Source organism: Pseudomonas sp. MM227 (assembly GCF_947090715.1).
Taxonomy (GTDB): Bacteria; Pseudomonadota; Gammaproteobacteria; order Pseudomonadales; family Pseudomonadaceae; genus Aquipseudomonas; species Aquipseudomonas baltica.
The window spans coordinates 4,412,483-4,431,559 of record NZ_OX352319.1; the positions used below are offsets into that span (position 1 = coordinate 4,412,483).

Annotated in this window: 20 protein-coding genes and 1 other RNA gene; 8 read left to right on the forward strand and 13 right to left on the reverse strand. The window is 63.8% G+C overall.

Annotation, left to right across the window (positions count from 1 at the left end):
- Positions 1 to 26 precede the first annotated feature (26 nt).
- From ONG87_RS20080 to ONG87_RS20095, 4 genes are all read right to left on the reverse strand, one after another.
- Positions 27 to 992, reverse strand: coding sequence for a sulfonate ABC transporter substrate-binding protein (locus ONG87_RS20080; protein ID WP_264381915.1), 966 nt, complete (start codon positions 990 to 992; stop codon positions 27 to 29).
- Positions 993 to 1,097: 105 nt separating this feature from the next.
- Positions 1,098 to 1,691 (reverse strand): NADPH-dependent FMN reductase, encoded by a 594-nt coding sequence (gene ssuE, locus ONG87_RS20085; protein ID WP_264381916.1) that lies wholly within the window; start codon positions 1,689 to 1,691, stop codon positions 1,098 to 1,100.
- A 296-nt stretch (positions 1,692 to 1,987) separates the two neighbouring features.
- Positions 1,988 to 2,626 (reverse strand): peroxiredoxin, encoded by a 639-nt coding sequence (locus tag ONG87_RS20090; RefSeq protein WP_192055052.1) that lies wholly within the window; start codon positions 2,624 to 2,626, stop codon positions 1,988 to 1,990.
- A 153-nt stretch (positions 2,627 to 2,779) separates the two neighbouring features.
- On the reverse strand, positions 2,780 to 4,120 hold the full coding sequence (locus ONG87_RS20095) for an OprD family porin (RefSeq protein ID WP_264381917.1): 1,341 nt from the start codon (positions 4,118 to 4,120) through the stop codon (positions 2,780 to 2,782).
- A gap of 416 nt (positions 4,121 to 4,536) precedes the next feature.
- On the opposite strand from ONG87_RS20095, the gene tauA reads away from it, so the two are divergent.
- From tauA to tauD, 4 genes are read left to right on the forward strand one after another with little or no spacing between them, the layout of a single operon-like run.
- A complete protein-coding gene (gene tauA, locus ONG87_RS20100; protein ID WP_264381918.1) occupies positions 4,537 to 5,517 on the forward strand; it encodes a taurine ABC transporter substrate-binding protein in 981 nt (326 codons plus the stop codon).
- 28 nt (positions 5,518 to 5,545) lie between these two features.
- Positions 5,546 to 6,352: a taurine ABC transporter ATP-binding subunit gene (gene tauB, locus ONG87_RS20105; protein WP_264381919.1), complete on the forward strand. Its 807-nt coding sequence runs from the start codon at positions 5,546 to 5,548 to the stop codon at positions 6,350 to 6,352.
- A complete protein-coding gene (gene tauC, locus ONG87_RS20110; RefSeq protein WP_264381920.1) occupies positions 6,349 to 7,179 on the forward strand; it encodes a taurine ABC transporter permease TauC in 831 nt (276 codons plus the stop codon). Before tauB ends, tauC begins: the two co-directional genes overlap by 4 nt.
- A 31-nt stretch (positions 7,180 to 7,210) precedes the next feature.
- Complete coding sequence (gene tauD, locus ONG87_RS20115) at positions 7,211 to 8,044, forward strand: taurine dioxygenase (RefSeq protein WP_192059416.1); 834 nt, start codon at positions 7,211 to 7,213, stop codon at positions 8,042 to 8,044.
- A 37-nt stretch (positions 8,045 to 8,081) separates the two neighbouring features.
- Here the strand turns inward: tauD and gcvH are convergent, their stop codons facing one another.
- The 8 genes from gcvH to ONG87_RS20155 form a co-directional block, all read right to left on the reverse strand.
- Complete coding sequence (gene gcvH / locus ONG87_RS20120) at positions 8,082 to 8,465, reverse strand: glycine cleavage system protein GcvH (protein WP_122479886.1); 384 nt, start codon at positions 8,463 to 8,465, stop codon at positions 8,082 to 8,084.
- A gap of 44 nt (positions 8,466 to 8,509) precedes the next feature.
- Complete coding sequence (gene gcvT, locus ONG87_RS20125; protein ID WP_122479887.1) at positions 8,510 to 9,592, reverse strand: glycine cleavage system aminomethyltransferase GcvT; 1,083 nt, start codon at positions 9,590 to 9,592, stop codon at positions 8,510 to 8,512.
- Positions 9,593 to 9,746: 154 nt separating this feature from the next.
- Entirely contained in the window at positions 9,747 to 11,378 is a 1,632-nt protein-coding gene (locus ONG87_RS20130) for an iron ABC transporter permease (RefSeq protein ID WP_264381921.1), read from the reverse strand.
- Between the two features lie 206 nt (positions 11,379 to 11,584).
- The gene (locus ONG87_RS20135) at positions 11,585 to 12,586 is read right to left on the reverse strand and encodes an extracellular solute-binding protein (RefSeq protein WP_264381922.1); all 1,002 of its coding nucleotides are present in this window, start codon (positions 12,584 to 12,586) and stop codon (positions 11,585 to 11,587) included.
- A 118-nt stretch (positions 12,587 to 12,704) separates the two neighbouring features.
- On the reverse strand, positions 12,705 to 13,922 hold the full coding sequence (locus ONG87_RS20140) for a 2-octaprenyl-3-methyl-6-methoxy-1,4-benzoquinol hydroxylase (RefSeq protein WP_192176235.1): 1,218 nt from the start codon (positions 13,920 to 13,922) through the stop codon (positions 12,705 to 12,707).
- A 23-nt stretch (positions 13,923 to 13,945) separates the two neighbouring features.
- Positions 13,946 to 15,142, reverse strand: coding sequence for a 2-octaprenyl-6-methoxyphenyl hydroxylase (gene ubiH / locus ONG87_RS20145; RefSeq protein WP_192137854.1), 1,197 nt, complete (start codon positions 15,140 to 15,142; stop codon positions 13,946 to 13,948).
- The gene (gene pepP / locus ONG87_RS20150) at positions 15,139 to 16,470 is read right to left on the reverse strand and encodes a Xaa-Pro aminopeptidase (protein ID WP_122479892.1); all 1,332 of its coding nucleotides are present in this window, start codon (positions 16,468 to 16,470) and stop codon (positions 15,139 to 15,141) included. The genes ubiH and pepP overlap by 4 nt, the downstream gene beginning before the upstream one ends.
- Positions 16,471 to 16,489: 19 nt before the next feature.
- Positions 16,490 to 17,047 (reverse strand): YecA family protein, encoded by a 558-nt coding sequence (locus tag ONG87_RS20155; RefSeq protein ID WP_264381923.1) that lies wholly within the window; start codon positions 17,045 to 17,047, stop codon positions 16,490 to 16,492.
- Between the two features lie 163 nt (positions 17,048 to 17,210).
- Between ONG87_RS20155 and ONG87_RS20160 the strand changes: the two genes are divergently transcribed.
- The 4 genes from ONG87_RS20160 to ONG87_RS20175 all read left to right on the forward strand — a co-directional run bounded on the left by ONG87_RS20160 (position 17,211) and on the right by ONG87_RS20175 (position 18,661).
- A complete protein-coding gene (locus ONG87_RS20160) occupies positions 17,211 to 17,420 on the forward strand; it encodes a TIGR02449 family protein (RefSeq protein ID WP_122479894.1) in 210 nt (69 codons plus the stop codon).
- The gene (locus ONG87_RS20165; RefSeq protein WP_122479895.1) at positions 17,417 to 17,734 is read left to right on the forward strand and encodes a cell division protein ZapA; all 318 of its coding nucleotides are present in this window, start codon (positions 17,417 to 17,419) and stop codon (positions 17,732 to 17,734) included. The genes ONG87_RS20160 and ONG87_RS20165 overlap by 4 nt, the downstream gene beginning before the upstream one ends.
- Before the next feature lie 30 nt (positions 17,735 to 17,764).
- Positions 17,765 to 17,942, forward strand: a non-coding RNA gene (gene ssrS, locus ONG87_RS20170) — 6S RNA.
- Positions 17,943 to 18,043: 101 nt separating this feature from the next.
- Positions 18,044 to 18,661 carry a 5-formyltetrahydrofolate cyclo-ligase gene (locus ONG87_RS20175; RefSeq protein WP_122479896.1) on the forward strand — a complete coding sequence of 206 codons (618 nt, stop codon included), beginning with the start codon at positions 18,044 to 18,046 and terminating at the stop codon, positions 18,659 to 18,661.
- A 59-nt stretch (positions 18,662 to 18,720) separates the two neighbouring features.
- Here ONG87_RS20175 and ONG87_RS20180 read toward each other — a convergent pair whose 3' ends face one another.
- Entirely contained in the window at positions 18,721 to 18,903 is a 183-nt protein-coding gene (locus ONG87_RS20180) for a hypothetical protein (RefSeq protein WP_122479897.1), read from the reverse strand.
- Between the last annotated feature and the right edge of the window lie 174 nt (positions 18,904 to 19,077).

Consider the following 19,077-nt stretch of genomic DNA (forward strand, 5'->3'; position numbering starts at 1 on the left):
TTGTGCGGGGGCGGGGGCGCAGCGGATCACGGTGCCTTGGCAACGTTGGCTGGCGGTGTCCAGATCACATCCTGAATGCGCAGCGGCTTGGGGATCAGCTTGAGCTGGTGAAAGCTGTCGGCGATCTTCTGCTGCGCGGCGACGGTCTGCGGGTTGAGAAATTGCGCGCCGTAGCCTTGGCGTTTCACCGAGGTCAGGGTGATGTCCACTGGCAGGCCCAGCAACGGTGCGACCTGGGCGGTCACTTCTTCGGGATGCGCCTTGGACCACTCGCCCACGGCGCGTACCTCCTCGACCAGCGCGGTGATCACCTCGGGGTGCTGCTCGGCATAGGGTTTGGTGGCCAGGTAGAACTGCAGGTTGTCGACGATGCCCTGGCCGTTGCGCAGAGTGCGCGCCTGCAACTGCTGCTCGGCCGCTGCCTGGTAGGGATCCCAGATCACCCACGCATCGACGCTGCCGCGCTCGAACGCCGCGCGGGCATCGGAAGGCGGGAGGTAGACGGTCTGGATGTCGGAGTACTTGAGCCCGGCTTCTTCCAGCGCGCGCACCAGCAGGTAATGCACGTTGGAACCTTTGTTCAGCGCAACCTTCTTGCCCTTGAGTTCAGCGACCGAGCGGACCGTCGAATCCTTGGGTACCAGGATCGCTTCGCTGGTCGGGGCCGGCGGCTCGTAGGCCACATACAGCAGATCGGCCCCGGCGGCCTGGGCGAATACCGGCGGGGTTTCACCGGTCACGCCGAAATCGATCGAACCGACGTTCAGCCCTTCGAGCAACTGCGGGCCGCCGGGAAACTCGGTCCATTTGACGTCCACGCCCTGCGCCGCCAGGCGTTTCTCCAGCGTGCCCTTGGCCTTGAGCAGCACCAGCGTGCCGTATTTCTGGTAACCGATGCGCAGGGTTTCAGCCTGGGCCTGGGTGATGGCGCCGAACGACACAGCCGCAGCAAACAGTGCGACCACGCCACGACGCAAGAACAGGGTGCGCATGGCACTCTCCTTCTGCAGGGGGAATTGGGTTGCACCTGCTTGCCCGTTGGCGGGCCAGTAAGGTGGGTACAGCGAAAAGTGTCGCGGCCGCGAGCGGCGGTGAAATCAGATGCTCCAGCGGGCACTGCGCAGGCTTTGCGTGAGCAAGGCCGGGTCATGGGCCTGCGGTTTGCGCAGCAGGAAGGCATGAAACTCCTGCAGCGCATTTTCCAGGCGCTGCTCGAGCGCCGGCGCCAACTGGGCTGCATGACTGCCTTCGCCATAGGCGATCTGACTGTCATCGGCGAAGATACCCTGGAGCATTTCCTGGGCCTTGAGCGAAGCCAGCACCGGTTTCAGCGCGTAGTCCACCGCCAGCATGTGGGCGATGCTGCCACCGGTGGCAATGGGCAGCACCACCTTGTTGCTAAGGGCACGCTCGGGAAGCAGGTCGAGCAGGGTCTTCAGCGCACCGGAGAACGACGCCTTGTATACCGGCGTGGCAACCACCAGGCCATCGGCCTTGCCGACCAGTTCGTTGAAATGCAGTACGTGCGGGCTGTCGAAGCGGGCATGCAGCAGGTCTTCGGCCGGGAAGTCCCGTACCTGAAACGTCACCACTTCGACGCCTTGTCGTTGCAGCCACTGCTTGCTGCGCTCCAGCAGTACGCCGGAGCGCGAGCGCAGGCTGGGGCTGCCGCCCAGGGATACGACCAGCATGGGGTAAATCCTTGAATAGCGAAATCGGAGCGCTTCTGGAGAAGTCGCCGGAATGGAAGGAACAGTAGCAGGCAGGATTTATATCTTTAAATCATATTTATTCATTTGGTTATTCGATAAAAACATATACCTGCATTTTCCTATTCCTGCTGCGCACACCGCATGGATATCACCGTGATCCCCTGTAGCCGCGGCGCAAGCCGCGTCAGCGGGCCATGCGGTGCATTTGATACACCGCAACGTCCCGGACGCGGCTTGCGCCGCTGCTACAGAGGGCAAGTTGTATCAGGTTCAGATCAGCGGTTGGGCTGCGGGGTCAGGCGCAGGTAGGGTTTCACTGCCGTGTAGCCCTTGGGGAAGCGCTGCCTGATTTCCTCTTCGTCCTTGAGCGAAGGCACGATCACCACGTCATCGCCATCCTGCCAGTTGGCCGGGGTGGCAACCTTGTGGCTGTCGGTCAATTGCAGCGAATCGATCACCCGCAGGATCTCGTGGAAATTGCGCCCGGTACTGGCCGGGTACGTGATGGTCAGCCGCACCTTCTTGTTCGGGTCGATGACGAACAGCGAACGCACCGTAAGGGTGTCACTGGCGTTCGGGTGGATCAGATCGTAGAGCTGGGACACCTTGCGGTCGGCATCGGCCAGGATCGGAAAATTCACTGTGGTGCCCTGGGTCTCGTCGATGTCACCGATCCAGCGCTGATGGGATTCCACCGGATCCACCGACAGCGCGATGGCCTTGACGTTGCGCCTGGCGAATTCATCGGCGAGCTTGGCGGTAAAACCCAGCTCGGTGGTGCACACCGGCGTGAAGTCGGCCGGGTGCGAGAACAGCACCCCCCATTGGTCGCCCAGCCACTGATGGAAGCTGATGGTGCCCTGGCTCGAGTCCTGCTGGAAATCGGGGGCGATGTCGCCGAGTCGAATGGTCATGGTGATGCTCCTGGGCTGTTGTGCGCATGACTGTGCACTGACCGGCCAGGAAACAAAAAGAATGGATCGTGCTGGGGCTAGGCGAATCGGGAATAACGCCAGCGCAGAAAAGCAAAAAGCCCGCACAAGGCGGGCTTTTTCCAACGGCACGTATTACTTGAAAGCGTACGTGTAGTTGAAGATCAGACGGGTCTGATCGGTGTTGGTGCCGACGTCGCTGCGGTAGGTACCGTTACGCAGGGTGGCGCCGAAGTTCTTCAGCAGACCGCTCTGGATCACGTAGTCGACGCGCATGTCGCGTTCCCACTCGGAGTTGTTCGAGTCGCCGGTACCGGCCGCGCGGATGTCGTCGCCGTGCAGGTAGGCAACCGAGGCTTTCAGGCCAGGAACGCCGATGCGGCTGAAGTCATAGGAGTACTGGGCGAACGTGGTGTTTTCGCCAGCGCGGGTGAACGAGTTGACCATGCTGTCGGTGAACAGATAGACGCTGGAACCGCCGTTGCCTTCGTTGCGGTTGTTGCCATCGACAACGCTGCCGTTGTTGATGAACGGCATGCCGCCGTCATCGCCCACTTGCTGGTAACCGGCAAGGAATGCGTGGCCGGCGATGCTGTAGGTGAAGATGGCACTCCAGGTCTTGTTGTCGACTTCGCCTGGGTTCTTGGCGTAGCCGCTGTTGTTGTTGAAGCGGTAGCCCACATCGCCATTCTTGCCTTCGGAGCTGCTGTCGAAGTAGCGCAGGTCGGTCTTGAACGACTGGTCTTCACCCAGGGGCAGTACGTGCACGGCGCCGAGGAAGGTCTGCTTGTAATAGTCTTCCAGCTGCGCGTGATAGACCTGCAGAGTCAGGTCCTTGGTGGCTTTCCAGTCGACACCGGCGAACTGGAAGTTGTTCGAGTCCTGCGTACCGCCGTTCAGGCCCAGGCCCGAGTAGTTGCTGGTTGCACGGCCCGCAGACTTGTTCAGTCGGCCAACGGTGAAGGTGAAGTTGTCCAGATCCTTGGAGGTCAGGATACCGCCCTGGTAAACCGCAGGCAGCAAGCGACCATCGTTGGACACCAGAATCGGCAGGTTGGGCTGCAGCGCGCTACCCACCTTGAGTTCGGTCTTGGCGAACTTGACCTTGCCGTTGGCGCCTACACGCGACCACGACTTCTCGGCCGAACCGTCGGTGTCGCTTGGGAAGAAGCTGTTGTTGTTCGGGTGGTGACCACGGCCGCCGTCCAGGTGGATGCCGGTCATGCCCTGCACGTCCAGACCGAAGCCGACGGTGCCGGGGGTGTAGCCAGAGATGAAGTTGAAGAGGAAGCCTTGAGCCGATTCTTCCTGGTCGTTCGCCGTGCCTTCACGGGTATCGTTGCGGAAATACATGGTCCGCGAGCTCAGCGTTGCTTTGCTGGCTTCAAGGAAACCCGAGGGAGCCGGATCGGCGGCGTAGACACTGGTGGAGATGCTGGCGAGCGCGATGGCTGCGGCGAGCGACTGCTTGTACATGTGATGCTCCTCTGGTTTCTAATTTTTGTGGTGTCTTTGGTCGGGGGTCTGGCGCCCCTTGTCCGCCGATGCGCGATTAGCGCCAAAGCGTGACCGGTTAGTCAATGTTTACAAGCCGATTCGAGACCTTGGTCTAAGCCAAACTCTGGGTGCCGAGGTTAACGAAATTTTCACAAAACCAAAAAGAATTGTTTCAAGTTTTTTTAGAATTTAAACGCATAACAACCCTTACCTTCCAAACAAAAAAGTTCAATCCAGTTGCAAAACATAAGCTAATTCCCAAACGGTATTTCAAAGCCGTTTCTTATATCGTTTAGATTCGCCCTCATTCGCCCTTCCGACACCTGACGTTTCGTGCCTCAACAGCCCGGTTTCGAAGAGCCAAAGCCACCCGACCCTCGCAAAAGGCAGCCACCATGGCCAAGCAGCATTTCGCACGAAAACTGGTCAGCACCCTGGCCCTGGCCAGCCTGGCCATGGGCATCCAGGCCGCTACGTTGACCGTCGGCTACCAGACCGGCATCGACCCCAGCAAGGTCGCCCAGGCCGATGGCACCTATGAAAAGGCCATTGGCGAGAAGATCGACTGGCGGCGCTTCAACAGTGGCCCGGAAGTGGTCACGGCGATTGCCTCGGGCGATGTACAGATCGGCAACCTGGGATCGAGCCCGCTGGCAGCCGCCACGTCACGCAAGCTGCCCATTGTCGCCTTCATCGTTTCTGCACAGATCAATTCCGCCGAAGCCCTGGTGGTGCGCAACGGCAGCGGTATCGACAATCCGCAGCAGTTGGTCGGCAAGACCATTGCAACGCCTTTCGTGTCCACTTCCCACTACAGCCTGCTCGGCGCGTTGAAGCATTGGGGTCTGGAAGGCAAGGTCAAGGTGGTCAACCTGCAGCCGGCCGAAATTGCCGCTGCGTGGAAACGTGGCGACATCGATGGCGCCTTCGTCTGGTCGCCGGCCCTGGGCGAGATCCGCAAGAGCGGCAAGACCCTGACCGATGCCGCACAGGTCGGCCAGTGGGGCGCACCGACTTTCGAGGTCTGGGTGGCGCGCAAGGATTACGCCGAGAAGCACCCCGAGGTGATCGCTCGGTTCGCCAAGGTCACGCTGGATTCGTTCGCCGACTATGCGAAGAACCAGGCGCAGTGGACCGCCGATTCCGAGCCGGTACGCAAGATCGCCAAATTGACGGGAGCCAACGCCGCCGACGTCCCCGACCTGCTCGCCGGCTCCACCTACCCCGATGCCCAGGCCCAGGCCTCCGCCGCGCTGCTGGGTGGCGGCACCGTGCAGGCGGTGGCCAAGACGGCCGAGTTCCTCAAGGAGCAAGGCAAACTGGAAGCGCTGCTGCCTGACTACACGCCTTACGTCAGCGCCCAGTTCGTTCAATGATCGCGCGCACGCCAACCGGAGTTCGACCGTGGCCCAATTGATTCTCGACCGTATCGGCGCCCACTACCCGGGCGCCGCGCAGCCGGTGCTGCAGGACATCTCCCTGAGCCTGGGGCCACAGCAGCTGTGCGTCGCGCTGGGCCCATCGGGCAGCGGCAAGACTTCGCTGCTCAACCTGATCGCCGGTTTCGTGCCGCCCAGCAGTGGCCGCATCACGCTGGACGGCGTCGCGGTGAAAGGTCCGGGGGCCGACCGTGGTGTGGTCTTTCAGGATGACGCCCTGCTGCCCTGGCAGGACGTATTGGCCAATGTCGCCTTCGGCCTGCAACTGGCGGGCATTGGCCGCGCACAGCGTGAAGCGCGAGCGCGTGAAATGCTCGCCCTGGTAGACCTGGCAGGGTTCGCCGAACGGCAGGTATGGCAACTCTCCGGTGGCCAGCGTCAACGCGTGGGGCTGGCTCGAGCGCTGGCGGCCGACCCGCAGGTGCTGTTGATGGACGAGCCGTTCGGCGCGCTGGATGCGTTCACCCGGGAACAGATGCAGGAGCTGCTGTTGCAGGTCTGGCAACGTACCGCCAAGCCGGTGTTCCTGATTACCCACGACATCGAAGAAGCGGTGTTTCTGGCCACCGACCTGATTCTGCTGGCGCCCAACCCCGGCCACGTCGAGGAGCGCCTGAGCCTGGACTTCGGCCAGCGCTATGCCGCTGGCGAGAGCGCCCGGGCGATCAAGTCCGATCGCCGATTCATCGAAACCCGCGAGCACGTCCTTGCCCAGGTTTTCGCCCAGCGCGTTGTCACACAGGGCGCCATTGCGCGCAAGGAGCCGGCATGAGCCTCTACCCGACGCACGCTCTCGACAGCGCCCGCGCACCTGCCGCGCGCCGGCCCTGGCGCTTGAGTACGCGCGCCATCAGCACGCTGACCCTGGCAGGCGTGCTGGCACTGTGGTGGGCGGTGACCGCCACCGAGCTGATAGAGCCCCTGTTCCTGCCCTCGCCCGGCGCGGTACTGGACAAAGCCTGGCTGCTGGCAACCCAAGGCTATATGGACGCCACGTTGTGGCAACATTTGGGTGCCAGCCTAGGGCGCATCGGCCTGGCCTTGGCATTCGCCGTGCTGTTCGCCATTCCGGTGGGCATCGCCATCGGCCACAACCGCATAGCGCAAGGCATTCTCGATCCGCTGATCGAGTTCTACCGGCCCATCCCGCCGCTGGCCTACCTGCCGCTCATCGTGATCTGGTGCGGCATCGGTGAAACCTCCAAGGTGTTGCTGATCTACCTGGCCATCTTCGCGCCGATTGCCATCGCCACGGCCACCGGCGTGCGCAATGTCGATCCCGCCCGTTTGCGCGCCGCGCAATCGCTCGGCGCCACCCGGGCGCAGCTGATCCGCCACGTGATCATACCCAGTGCGCTGCCAGAGATCCTCACCGGTATCCGCATCGGCCTGGGCGTCGGCTGGTCGACCCTGGTCGCCGCCGAGTTGATCGCAGCCACCAGTGGCCTGGGCTTCATGGTGCAGTCGGCCGCGCAATTTCTGGTCACCGATGTGGTGGTGCTGGGCATCCTGGTCATCGCGCTGATCGCCTTCGCTCTGGAAATGGGCCTGCGCGCCCTGCAGCGGCGCCTGGTGCCCTGGCACGGCCAGAGCCACTGAGCCACCCACTTTGCCAACAGAGCTGACCAACATGACTCTGCATATCACCCCCTTGAGCCCAACTATCGGCGCGGTCATCGAAGGCGTCGACCTCAGTCGGGAACTGACCCCGGCCCAGCAGCGCGAGATCGACGCCGCGCTGCTCGCCCATCAGGTGCTGTTCTGGCGCGACCAGCCGCTGACCCCTTTTCAGCAGGCACGGCTGGCGCAGCAGTTCGGTGACCTGCACGTTCATCCGATCTATCCCGGTGTGCCGGGGCAACCCGACGTGCTGGTGCTCGACACCGCCGTGACCGACGTACGCGACAACGCCATCTGGCACACCGACGTGACCTTTCTGGCGGAACCGGCGATGGGCGCCATACTGACCGCCCAGCAGGTACCGCCCTTTGGCGGGGACACTTGCTGGGCCAGCGGAATCGCGGCATTCGAGGCGCTGTCCAGGCCCATGCAGGCCCTGCTCGACGGTCTGACCGCCACCCATGATTTCGCCAAATCGTTCCCGCTCGAACGCTTTGGCAACGATGCCCAGGCATTGGCGCGCTGGGAGCAGACCCGCCGGCAACATCCCCCGCTGTCACACCCGGTGGTACGGACCCATCCGGTCAGCGGGCGCAAGGCGTTGTTCGTCAGCGATGGTTTCACCACCCACATCAACGAACTTTCGACAGCTGAAAGTCAGGCGCTGCTCGACCTGCTGTTCGCCCACAGCACGCGTCCGGAGTTCTGCGTACGCTGGCAATGGCGCCAGGGGGACGTGGCCTTCTGGGACAACCGCGTGACCCAGCATTACGCGATAGACGACTACCGCCCGCAGCGACGCGTGATGCATCGAGCGACGATAATGGGGGATCGACCGTATTGAACGCACGGGGGGCGGCGATGGCCGCCCCCGCTGGCCGTCATTCGCCGATGGCGGCCTTGTAGCCGGCGGCGTCGAGCAGCGTGTCCAGCTCACTGGCAGCGCTTGGCTTGAGCTTGAAGAACCAGGCGCCATAGGGTTCGCCGTTGACGCTTTCCGGGCCATCGGCCAACGCTTCGTTGATCGCGATCACCTCGCCCCCCACTGGGGAGTAGATGTCCGAAGCGGCCTTGACCGACTCGACCACGCCCGCCTGATCACCGGCGGCGAAGACCTTGCCGACTTCCGGCAGCTCGATGAACACCACGTCACCCAAGGCTTCCTGGGCGTGATCGCTGATGCCCACGGTCACCGTGCCATCTGCTTCCAGGCGTGCCCACTCGTGGCTTTCGGCAAAACGGAGTTCAGCAGGGATATCGCTCATAACATTGTCCTCAACAAGGGTCAGCGGCCAGCCCGCCATACGATTCAGATCAGGGTTCTACCATGCCGGACGAAGGTCGGCTTGACCACCCGTACCGGGTACCATTTGCCACGTATCTCGACTTCCGCACGGTCCGCGGTCGCCATCGGTACACGCGCCAATGCAATCGACTTGCTCAGCGTAGGGGAGAAACTACCACTGGTGATCTCTCCTTCGCCAACTCCGGCGATGCGGACCACCTGATGCGCGCGCAGCACCCCGCGTTCTTCGAGCACCAGGCCGACCAGTTTCATCGCCGGCCCGGCGGCCCGTTCACGCTCCAGCGCCTCGCGCCCGATGAAGGCGCGCGCGCTCGGTTGCCACGCCACACTGCCGGCCATGTTGGACGCCAGCGGCGAATGCGCCTCGTCCATGTCCTGGCCATACAGATTCATCCCGGCTTCCAGACGCAGCGTATCGCGCGCGCCCAGGCCGATGGGCGAAATGCCCGCACCGATCAATTCGTTGAAGAAATCGACCGCCTGCGCGGCGGGCAAGACGATCTCGATACCGTCCTCGCCGGTATAGCCGGTGCGGGCAATGAACCAGTCGCGATGGTGACGGCCTTCGAAAGGGTTCAGTTGCAAAAGCAGCTCGCGGCGTTGGCTGCCCAGCAGGTCGGCGACCTTGCGCCGTGCCTGCGGCCCTTGCACGGCCAGCAACGCCAGCTCGGGGCGCTCGCGCCATTGCACATCGAAAGTGCCTGCCTGGGCGCTGAGCCAGGCCAGGTCCTTGTCACGGGTCGCGGCATTGACCACCAGGCGATAGCCTTCCTCGGTGCAGTAGGCGATCAGATCGTCCACGACCCCGCCCTCGGCGTTGAGCATGGCGCTGTACAAGGCCTGGCCAGGGCCGGTCAGGGTGGCGACATCGTTGGCCAACAGGTATTGCAGGAACGCCCGGGCGTCCGGCCCTTGGACATCGATCACGGTCACATGCGACACGTCGAAGACGCCGCAATCGCGACGTACCTGATGATGCTCTTCGACTTGCGAGCCGTAATGCAGGGGCATGTCCCAACCGCCAAAATCGACCAGCTTTGCGCCGAGGGCAAGATGCAGGTCATACAGAGGCGTGCGCTGTCCCATGGGTTTCTCCTTCCGGGCGTGGCGAAAGCGCAGGCGAATTGTCCTTGGTGCCTGCGCCGGATGCGGCGCATTGTAGCGACAAGGTCGCGGGGGTGATATCTGTAGCGACAAGGTCGCGGTGGTGATATCTGCAGCGACAAGGTCGCGTAGCCGGTCAGTGGTTTCGACCGACCTGGCGCGCCGAACGTCGAATCAACCCGATGACCGGCAGCAGGCCGACCAGCACCAGGGTCAGGGCCGGCAGCGACGCCCGCGCCCATTCGCCTTCACTGGTCATTTCGAATACCCGCACCGCCAGCGTGTCCCAGCCGAACGGGCGCATCAGCAAGGTCGCCGGCATCTCCTTGAGCGTGTCGACGAACACCAGCAGCGCGGCGCTGAGCGTGCCGGGCAGCAACAGGGGCAGATAGACCTTGAAGAACAGCCGCGGACCACCCACTCCCAGGCTTCGTGACGCCTCCGGCAGCGAGGGGCGAATCCGCGCCAGGCTGCTTTCCAGCGGCCCATAGGCCACTGCGATGAACCGTACCAGATAGGCCACCAGCAGCGCCGCCACGCTGCCCAGCAGCAATGGCCGCCCGGCACCCCCCAGCCAGCCGGACAACGGCACGACCAGCTCGCGGTCGAGAAAACTGAAAGCCAGCATCAGCGACACCGCCAGCACCGACCCCGGCAAGGCATAGCCCAGGTTCGCCACCGCCACACCGGCGCGAATGCCTCGCGTGGGCGCCTGCCGCCGCGCAAACGCCAGCAGCAGCGCTACCGTGACCGTGATCAGCGCGGCCATGGCGCCCAGGTACAGGGTATGCACGATCAGCTCACGGTAACGTTCGTCGAGGTCGAAGCGCCCGCGCTGCCAGCACCACACGACCAACTGCAGCATGGGCACGACGAAGGCGCAGGCGAACACCAGCGCACACCAGCCGCTGGCCACCCATGCCTTGAGCCCGCGCAGCCGATACAGCGCCTGCCCACGCGGGCGTTCGCTGGCCGCATGATCCTGACCGCGCGCACGCCGCTCGCCGTAAAGCACCAGCATCACGGCCAGCAACAGCAAGCTGGCCAGCTGCGCCGCGCTGGAGAGGCTGAAGAAGCCGTACCAGGTCTTGTAGATGGCCGTGGTGAAGGTGTCGAAATTGAACACCGCCACGGCGCCGAAATCCGCCAGGGTTTCCATCAATGCCAGTGCCACGCCCGCACCGATGGCCGGCCGGGCCACCGGCAAGGCTACTCGCCAGAAGGCTTGCCAGGGGGATTGGCCGAGCATGCGCGCCGCCTCCATCAAGCCCTTGCCCTGGGCCAGGAACGCGGTCCGCGCCAGCAGGTAGACGTACGGGTAGAACACCAGCACCAGAACGATGATGACCCCTCCCGTGGAGCGCACCCGCGGCAGGCGCAGGCCGCTGCCGAACCACTCGCGCAGCAGGCTCTGCACCGGCCCGGCAAAATCCAGCAGGCCGACGAAGACGAACGCCAGTACGTAGGCCGGAATGGCAAACGGCAACATCAAGGCCCAGTCGAGCCAGCGCCGGCCGGGGAATTCACACAGGCTGGTAAGCCAGGCGAGGCTGACGCCAAGCACCGTCACGCCCGTACCTACGCCCAGCACCAGGGTAAGCGTATTGCCCAGCAGGCGCGGCATCTGCGTATCCCACAGGTGGGACCATATCTGCATGTCGATGCTTTGCCAGGAAAGCACAAGCACGCTCAACGGCAGCAGCACCAGCCCGACCACGGCCAGGACCAGGACCAGCGGGTACCAACGGCGTTGGACGGAAGAAGACAATGGATTCACTCGTGGTTTTCAGGTTGCAGGCTTCTCGACGCCGTCCACTGCCGTGTGGAGCTTACTGCGCAGTGTCAGCATGTACGGTGGCGCGCCGTTCGCGGGCAGAGACCCGCTCCCACAGCGGAAGCAAAAAGGCACCAATAGCACCCGTTCTTCTGTGGGAGCGGGTCTCTGCCCGCGAAGGCCGCCCCACCGATATCAGCTCAGTTCCAGCCGGCACGGTCCATCAACCGGATCGCCTCGGCCTGACGCTTGCCGGCCACTTCCACGGGCAGGGTGTCGGCCTTGAACTCACCCCAACTGGCGACTTCGGCAGATGGAGCCACCGTCGGGTTGGCCGGAAACTCCTGGTTCACCCCGGCAAAGATCGCCTGCGCCTGCGGCCCGGTCATCCACTCGACCAGCGCAATGGCCGCCTGCGGATGCGGTGCATACTTGTTCAGGCCAATGCCCGACAGGTTCACATGAACGCCGCGATCGCCCTGGTTCGGCCAGAACAGCTTCACGCCCAGATTCGGCTGCTGCTTGTGCAGGCGCCCATAGTAGTAGCTGTTGACGATACCCACGTCGCACTGCCCGGCGTCGATGGCCTGCAGCACCGCAATGTCATCGGAGAACACGTCGGTGGACAGGTTGTTCACCCAGCCCTTGAGAATCTGCTCGGTCTTCTCTGCGCCATGGGTCTGGATCAACGTGGCGGTCAGCGACTGGTTGTAGACCTTCTTCGCCGTACGCAGGCACAACCGCCCTTCCCACTGCTTGTCGGCCAAGGCCTCGTAGGTGCTCAGCTCCTGCGGCTTGACCCGTTCGCTGGCGTAGGCGATGGTCCGCGCGCGCAGGCTCAGGCCGGTCCATTGATGGGACGCGGCACGGTATTGCGCGGGAATGTTGCCGTCAATGACGGCTGACGTGATGGGTTGCAGGATACCCATCTGCTCGGCCTGCCACAGGTTGCCGGCGTCGACGGTGAGCAGCAGGTCGGCCGTGGCGTTCTGCCCTTCGGCCTTGATGCGCTGCATCAACGGCGCTTCCTTGTCGGTGATGAACTTGACCTTGACCCCGGTTTTCGCAGTGTAGGCGTCGAACACCGGCTTGATCAGCTCGTCGATGCGCGAAGAATAGACGACCACTTCATCGGCAGCGTGGGCGTTGCCACCCAACAGACAGAGCGCCAGTGCAGCGAGAAGACGTTTGCGCGCCATCATGAGGGAACCCTTGCCATTCGAGTGAGGGCGAAATGGTAGTGAATCACATTTAGCTTCTCAACCGAACTTGGGGTCCAGCCGTTACCAAATGTTACCGGCCATCGATCACACCTTATGCCTACAGGCGTGCCAGCGCAGGCAGATCCCCCGTGAGGCCAAGCGCCTGGCGGACGAACAGCGCCTTGGCTTCGGGTAGCCGTTCCACCCATTTCAAGCCCGTGTTGCGCAGCCAGCGCAACGGCAGCTGATCGGCCTGGAACAGGCGCTCGAAGCCTTCCATGGCCCCCATCAAGGCCAGGTTGTGCGGCATGCGCCGACGCTCATAGCGGCTCAGCACGGGCAGGCCGGCGAGCCGTTCGCCTCGCTGTCGGGCATGTATCAGCTCTTCGGCCAGCACGGCGGCGTCGAGCAAACCCAGGTTGACCCCCTGCCCGGCCAACGGATGGATGGTGTGCGCGGCATCGCCGATCAGCGCCAGGCCGGTCTCCACGTAGCGCTTGGCATGCCGCTGGCGCAATGGTACGCACAGGCGGGCATCGGCAGCGACCACTTCGCCCAGACGGCCCTCGAAGGCCTGCCCCAGGGCTTTGCAGAACGCGGCGTCATCCAGCGCCATCAAGCGCTCGGCCTGCTCCGGCGTGGCCGACCAGACGATCGAGCACCAATGCTTGCCATCTCCGCGCTGCAGAGGCAGAAACGCCAGCGGGCCGTCATCGGTAAAACGTTGCCAGGCCGTATCGCGATGCCCCTCGCTGCACTGCACGCTGGTCACGATGGCGTGGTGCAGGTAATCCCACTCGCGCGTCTCGCAACCTGCCAGGCCACGGACCGCCGAATGCGCGCCGTCCGCGGCGATCACCAGCGGGGTACGCACGGTCTGCCCACCAGCCAGGGTCAACAGTCGGTCATCGCCCGAATAGCGCAACTGCTCCAGCCGGGCATTGGCCAGCAGACGGATTCCACTGTCCTGCAACTGCTCGAGCAGCGCGTCCTGAACCACGCGATTCTCGACGATGTGCCCCAGGGTGTCGGCATGCACGCTGGCCGCGGAAAAATTGATCTGCCCGGTACCGCTGCCGTCCCATACGCACATGTGGCCGTAGGGGTTGGCACGCCGCGCCTGGATACCGTCCCAGGCGCCCAGGCGCTGAAGAATGCGCTGGCTGGCCACGGACAGCGCACTGACCCTAGCCTCGAACGGCGCCAGTGCGTCGAACGGCTTGCCGGTCAACGGCCCGCCGTCGATCAGCAGGATGTCCAGGCCGCTGTCACGCAGGGCAAGTGCCAGCGCGCTGCCGACCATGCCCGCGCCGACGATGACCAGGTCAGCGCGCAGTTCATTCGTATGGGTCACTGTATTCATTGCCCTTCGATCTCCGACCGAGTGCCCAGGCCCATGGCCTGGCGTGCGAACCAGCGCTTGGCCGGCGGTAGCAGATCGAGCCCCAGCAGGCCCAGGTTACGGCCTACTGCAAGCCAGGGATCGGGCGTTGCGAACAGCCGCGTCAACTGGTCCGAAAAGCCCACGGTCAGCCGCTGGTCCAGGCGCTGGCGTTGCGCATAGCCACGCAGCAGGGATAGCTGCCCCAAATGACCAGTGCTGGCGAGCAAGGCCTCGGCCAACGCCTGCACGTCGCGCATCGACAGGTTGAAGCCCTGCCCGGCGATGGGGTGCAAGGCATGCGCCGCGTTGCCGAGCACGACCAGATTGGAGCGCACCTGCTCTTCGGCCTGCACCAGCGACAGCGGGTAGACGTGCCGAGCACCGACGCGCTGCAGCGTGCCCAGGCGATAGCCGAACACCGCCTGCAGCTCTTGCAGAAATGCCTGGTCGGGCAAGCCCTGCAAGCGTCGAATGTCGGCGGGCGTACGGGTCCAGATGAGTGCGCAGCGGTTGTCGGGCAACGGCAACAGGGCCATCGGCCCGTCATCGGTGAAGCGCTCGAACGCCTGGCCCTGGTGCGGATTGCCTGGGGTGACGTTGGCAATCAGGGCGTCCTGATCGTAGCGCGTCTGTTGCACGGCGATGCCCAGCTGCTCGCGCAACTCGGAACGACCGCCGTCGGCCAGCACGGCCAGGTCGCACTGCAGCTGGGTGCCGTCGTCCAGGGTCAATTCATGGCCGTCAGCCAGCGCCTGCATCCGAGTCACTTCCGCTGGGCACCGCCAGCTCACGACCTCTTGGTCCAGCGCCTGCCACAGGCACTGCCCCAGCCAGGCGTTCTCCACCACATAGCCCAAGGCCGGCACGCCCTCGTCATTGGCACGAAGCCGCGCGGTGCCGAAGCGACCGCGGTCGGACACGTGGATCTGGCGGATCGCTTCGGCGCGCTGGCTGATCGCCGGCCACAAGCCCAGGCGTTCGTAGATCTGCCGGGTGCCGAAGGACAGCGCCGAGGAGCGCGCATCATAGCTTGGCTGATAGGCATCGCCCGGCGCGAAACGCTCGATCAGCACGATCTTCCAGCCGCGCGCCCTGGCCCCGGCCTGCAACGCCAGGGCCAGGCTCGCGCCGACCAGCCCGCCACCAATGATGGCCAGGTTGAAGCGGCTCATGCGTCCGCCCGTGCGGCGGCCATCAGCGCCTCGATCTCGGCGACCGACTTGGGCACTGCCTCGGTAAGAATCTCGCAGCCTTTCTTGGTCACCACAACATCGTCCTCGATTCGTACGCCAATGCCGCGCCACTTCTTCGCAACGCTGAGGTTGTCGGGCGCTATGTAGATGCCAGGTTCGACGGTCAAGGTCATGCCGGGTTCGAGCACCCGCCACTCGCCGCCGACCTTGTACTCGCCGACATCGTGCACATCCAGCCCCAGCCAGTGCCCGGCGCGGTGCATGTAGAACGCGCGGTGCGCATCGCGGGCGATCAGCTCGTCGACCTCACCCTTGAGCAGGCCCAGCCGCACCAGCCCCCGGGTAATGACCTGGACCGTCGCTTCATGGGCCTGGTTCCAGTGCTTGTCGGGCCCGATGGCGGCGAAGGCCGCCTGCTGCGCCTCGAGCACCAGCTCATAGATGGCTTTCTGTTCGGGTGAAAAGCGGCCGCTCACGGGGAAGGTCCGGGTGATGTCGCTGGCATAGCAGTCGATTTCGCAGCCGGCGTCGATCAACACCAGATCGCCGTCGCGCAGCACCGCATCGTTCTGCTGGTAATGCAGGATGCAAGCATTGCGACCGGCCGCGACGATCGAGCCATAGGCCGGCATCTTCGCCCCGCCCTTGCGGAACTCGTAGTCCAGCTCGGCCTCCAGGCTGTACTCGTGCAGCCCGGCACGACAGGCCTGCATGGCGCGCACATGGGCGCGTGCGGAGATATCGGCGGCCCGGCGCATGACCTTGACCTCGGCGGCCGACTTGTACAGGCGCATGTCGTGCAGCAGGTGGTCGAGCGCCTCGAATTCATTGGGTGGCTGGGCGCCCAGGCGCGCCTTGGAACGGATGCTGTTGATCCAGTCCATCAGGTGCCGGTCGAACTCGGGGTGGCTGCCGATCGACGAATAGACGCGGTCGCGCCCCTCGATCAGGCCGGGCAGGATGTCGTCGATATCGCTGATGGGAAAAGCGTCATCGGCACCGAAATCGCGGATTGCCCCCTCCTGCCCGGCCCGCAGGCCGTCCCACAGCTCGCGCTCGGGATTGCGCTCGCGGCAGAACAGCACATACTCGCCATGCTCGCGCCCCGGAATCAGGGCAATCACCGCCTCGGGCTCGGCAAAGCCGCTCAGGTACTGGAAGTCGCTGTCCTGGCGGTAGACGTGCTCCACGTCGCGATTGCGGATGGCCACGGCGGCGGCAGGCAGGATGGCGATGCTGTTGGGCACCATCTGCGCCATCAGCGCCTTGCGGCGGCGGGCAAATTCCGATTTCGGGATGTGGCTCATGGGCAGGCAAAGGCTCCGGTCAATGCAGCGACGGCTTGGCGCTGGCTGCGGTCGGTTGCTTGGCCGATTCGGTGTAGAGCAGCAGCGGTGCTACCCGCAGGTATTCCATGACTTCCATGTAGTCGGCCTCGCCGTCTTCGGACTCCTCCAGCGCATCCTGCACCTGGGCGATGGCGGCCAGGTCCTGCAGCACTTCCATGGCTTCGGTGCTCAGCGCCGTGTCGCGCGCGGTCAGGCCGAAACCGGCGAGGAAGCCCTGGCACCACTCGCCCAGCGCGGCGGCGCGCTCGGGCAACGGCGATTCGTCGCTGGGGACCAGCAGCACCACGGTCATGTCGTCGCTGGTGAGTTCGCCCTTGACCATTTCCTGCAGGCCGATGAGCGCCTGGCGAACGTTGTCTGCGGCCGGTGTAGCAAGCAGATCGGCGGCATCCAGCAGCCATGGCTCGATCTCGAAGCCGGCACCGGCGCAACTGCGACCCAGCAACAGCCCGTGCAGTTCGGCGGGCGAAACGGTGTGGCCGCTGCTGGTGAGCAGGGCGGCGAAGGCGTGATAGGGAGAATTCTGAATAGGCATGGGCAACTAGGCGCCAGACGGCGCAATGACTAGAATGAAGGCCTTGTATCCTAGCACCGGCAACCGCGCCAGACTATCGACGCGGACAACTACGTGTTCATCTTCACCGGGCCCGCCAGTTCATCGGCGGGCAACATTTCCCAACCGTACCCACCGGGACTCCATGGAACACAACGACCTGCAAGCGCTGATGAGCCGACTCGAATCATTGATCGGACGAGTCGAGCAACTAAAACGACAAAACGGACTCCTATTAGCGCAGGAAAAAACCTGGCGCGAGGAACGCGCAAATCTCATCGAAAAGAATGAAATCGCCCGGCGTAAGGTCGAGTCCATGATTTCGCGCCTCAAGGCCCTGGAGCAAGACTCATGAGTTCAAGCAATAGCGTCACCGTTCAGATCCTGGACAAGGAATACTCGATCATCTGCCCGCCGCAGGAGCGCAGCAATCTGGTCAACGCCGCACGCTACCTGGACGGCAAGATGCGCGAGATCCGCAGCAGCGGCAAAGTGATCGGTGCCGACCGCATTGCCGTCATGGCCGCGCTGAACATCACTCACGATCTGCTGCATCGCCAGGACACACCGGAGCTGTCGGTCAACGGCACCACTCGCGAGCAGGTTCGCGACCTGCTCGAACGCGTGGACCTGGTGCTTGCCACCGATCCGGAAACGCCCAAGGGCTGAAATCCGCAAAGCTTTTCTGTATACTGGCATCACTCCCTGGAGTGCTTGCCAGTCGGTCATGTCCCTGAGCCGATACGCACAACCACGGGGGTTGCACGTGGGGTTGGTGTGCATGTCCGCTCGACGGAAAGCCTTAAAACCTCCTGTGATCTCCACCTTGAACTTTCGGGTTCAAGGGCTACACCGACAGCGGTTCGTCGGGGAGTACCTGAATTTCCAGCCCATGCCGGCAACACTTGGCGTGGGCTTTTTCATTCGTCGCCGGGCAGCACTGTCCCACGGCGCCCTTGATCAGGATCGACCGCGCCCATGACCGTATCCGCGCCGCTGCCTCGTCAAACACAGCCTCGTCAATCCCTGCGCCGCCAGCTACGTGCGGCGCGTCGCGCCCTTACCCCTGCACAGCAGCGCCTGGCCGCTCGCGATCTCTACCGACAACTGGCCCAGCATCCGCTGTTCCGCCGTGCCCGACACATTGCCCTGTACCTGCCCAACGACGGCGAGATAGACCCGCGGCCTCTGTTGCGTGAAGCTCAACGGCGCGGCAAGCGCACTTACCTGCCGGTGCTCAGCGATTGGCCGCGCACCAGGATGGTGTTTCAGCAGGTACGCCGAGGCGAAAAGCTTCGTCCCAACCGCTTTGGCATTCCAGAACCCCGTATCCAGCGCGCACGCCAGCGCACCATCTGGGCACTGGACCTGATCCTGCTGCCGCTGGTGGGGTTCGACGACGAAGGTGGGCGCCTGGGCATGGGCGGCGGCTTCTACGACCGCAGCCTGGCCTACCGCAATCGCCGCACGGCCTGGCAAGCCCCGGTGCTGCTGGGGCTGGCCCATGAGTGTCAGAAGGTGGAGCGCCTGGCGCAGGCCAGTTGGGACATACCGCTGCAGGGAACGGTGACGGACAAGGGTTGGTATCTGAGGTGAGCCTTGCGCCGCGGCGCCAACCTGCGGGAGCGGTCAGTGGCCGCGAACGGGCGCTACCGTTACCGCGGACTTGCCATCGAACCTTGTACCATCGAAGTCTGCACCATCGAAGCCTGCACCACGATCAGCTCTGCAGCGGTATCCGCCTTGCTCGCCCACAGACTCTGCGCGTATCCAGTGGTGACGATACCCAAGCCCAACAAAATCACCAATGTCCACAACAAGTCCGGCTTACGGCGCATCGACGTTGCCCCCCTACAGGCAATTAAAGAATCGACAGAACGATATTCTGGCGTGCCGAGCAGCAGCGTCGGGCTTAAATTTGCGCGCATTCTGGGGCAAGCTTGGTAGACAAGCAAACGTTGTTCACGACCAATTGTCGGGTGCGCTTGAATCCCACAAAAGCTGGCCATTTC

Coding starts and splice junctions, on each gene's coding strand:
- gcvH (WP_122479886.1), bottom strand. CDS start 8,465: ATGAGCGATATCCCTGCTGAACTCCGTTTTGCCGAAAGCCACGAGTGG.
- ONG87_RS20080 (WP_264381915.1), bottom strand. CDS start 992: ATGCGCACCCTGTTCTTGCGTCGTGGCGTGGTCGCACTGTTTGCTGCG.
- tauD (WP_192059416.1), top strand. CDS start 7,211: ATGACTCTGCATATCACCCCCTTGAGCCCAACTATCGGCGCGGTCATC.
- ONG87_RS20160 (WP_122479894.1), top strand. CDS start 17,211: ATGGAACACAACGACCTGCAAGCGCTGATGAGCCGACTCGAATCATTG.
- ONG87_RS20155 (WP_264381923.1), bottom strand. CDS start 17,047: ATGCCTATTCAGAATTCTCCCTATCACGCCTTCGCCGCCCTGCTCACC.
- ONG87_RS20175 (WP_122479896.1), top strand. CDS start 18,044: ATGACCGTATCCGCGCCGCTGCCTCGTCAAACACAGCCTCGTCAATCC.
- ONG87_RS20165 (WP_122479895.1), top strand. CDS start 17,417: ATGAGTTCAAGCAATAGCGTCACCGTTCAGATCCTGGACAAGGAATAC.
- pepP (WP_122479892.1), bottom strand. CDS start 16,470: ATGAGCCACATCCCGAAATCGGAATTTGCCCGCCGCCGCAAGGCGCTG.
- ssuE (WP_264381916.1), bottom strand. CDS start 1,691: ATGCTGGTCGTATCCCTGGGCGGCAGCCCCAGCCTGCGCTCGCGCTCC.
- ONG87_RS20135 (WP_264381922.1), bottom strand. CDS start 12,586: ATGATGGCGCGCAAACGTCTTCTCGCTGCACTGGCGCTCTGTCTGTTG.
- tauA (WP_264381918.1), top strand. CDS start 4,537: ATGGCCAAGCAGCATTTCGCACGAAAACTGGTCAGCACCCTGGCCCTG.
- ONG87_RS20180 (WP_122479897.1), bottom strand. CDS start 18,903: ATGCGCCGTAAGCCGGACTTGTTGTGGACATTGGTGATTTTGTTGGGC.
- ONG87_RS20090 (WP_192055052.1), bottom strand. CDS start 2,626: ATGACCATTCGACTCGGCGACATCGCCCCCGATTTCCAGCAGGACTCG.
- ONG87_RS20095 (WP_264381917.1), bottom strand. CDS start 4,120: ATGTACAAGCAGTCGCTCGCCGCAGCCATCGCGCTCGCCAGCATCTCC.
- tauC (WP_264381920.1), top strand. CDS start 6,349: ATGAGCCTCTACCCGACGCACGCTCTCGACAGCGCCCGCGCACCTGCC.
- ubiH (WP_192137854.1), bottom strand. CDS start 15,142: ATGAGCCGCTTCAACCTGGCCATCATTGGTGGCGGGCTGGTCGGCGCG.
- gcvT (WP_122479887.1), bottom strand. CDS start 9,592: ATGGGACAGCGCACGCCTCTGTATGACCTGCATCTTGCCCTCGGCGCA.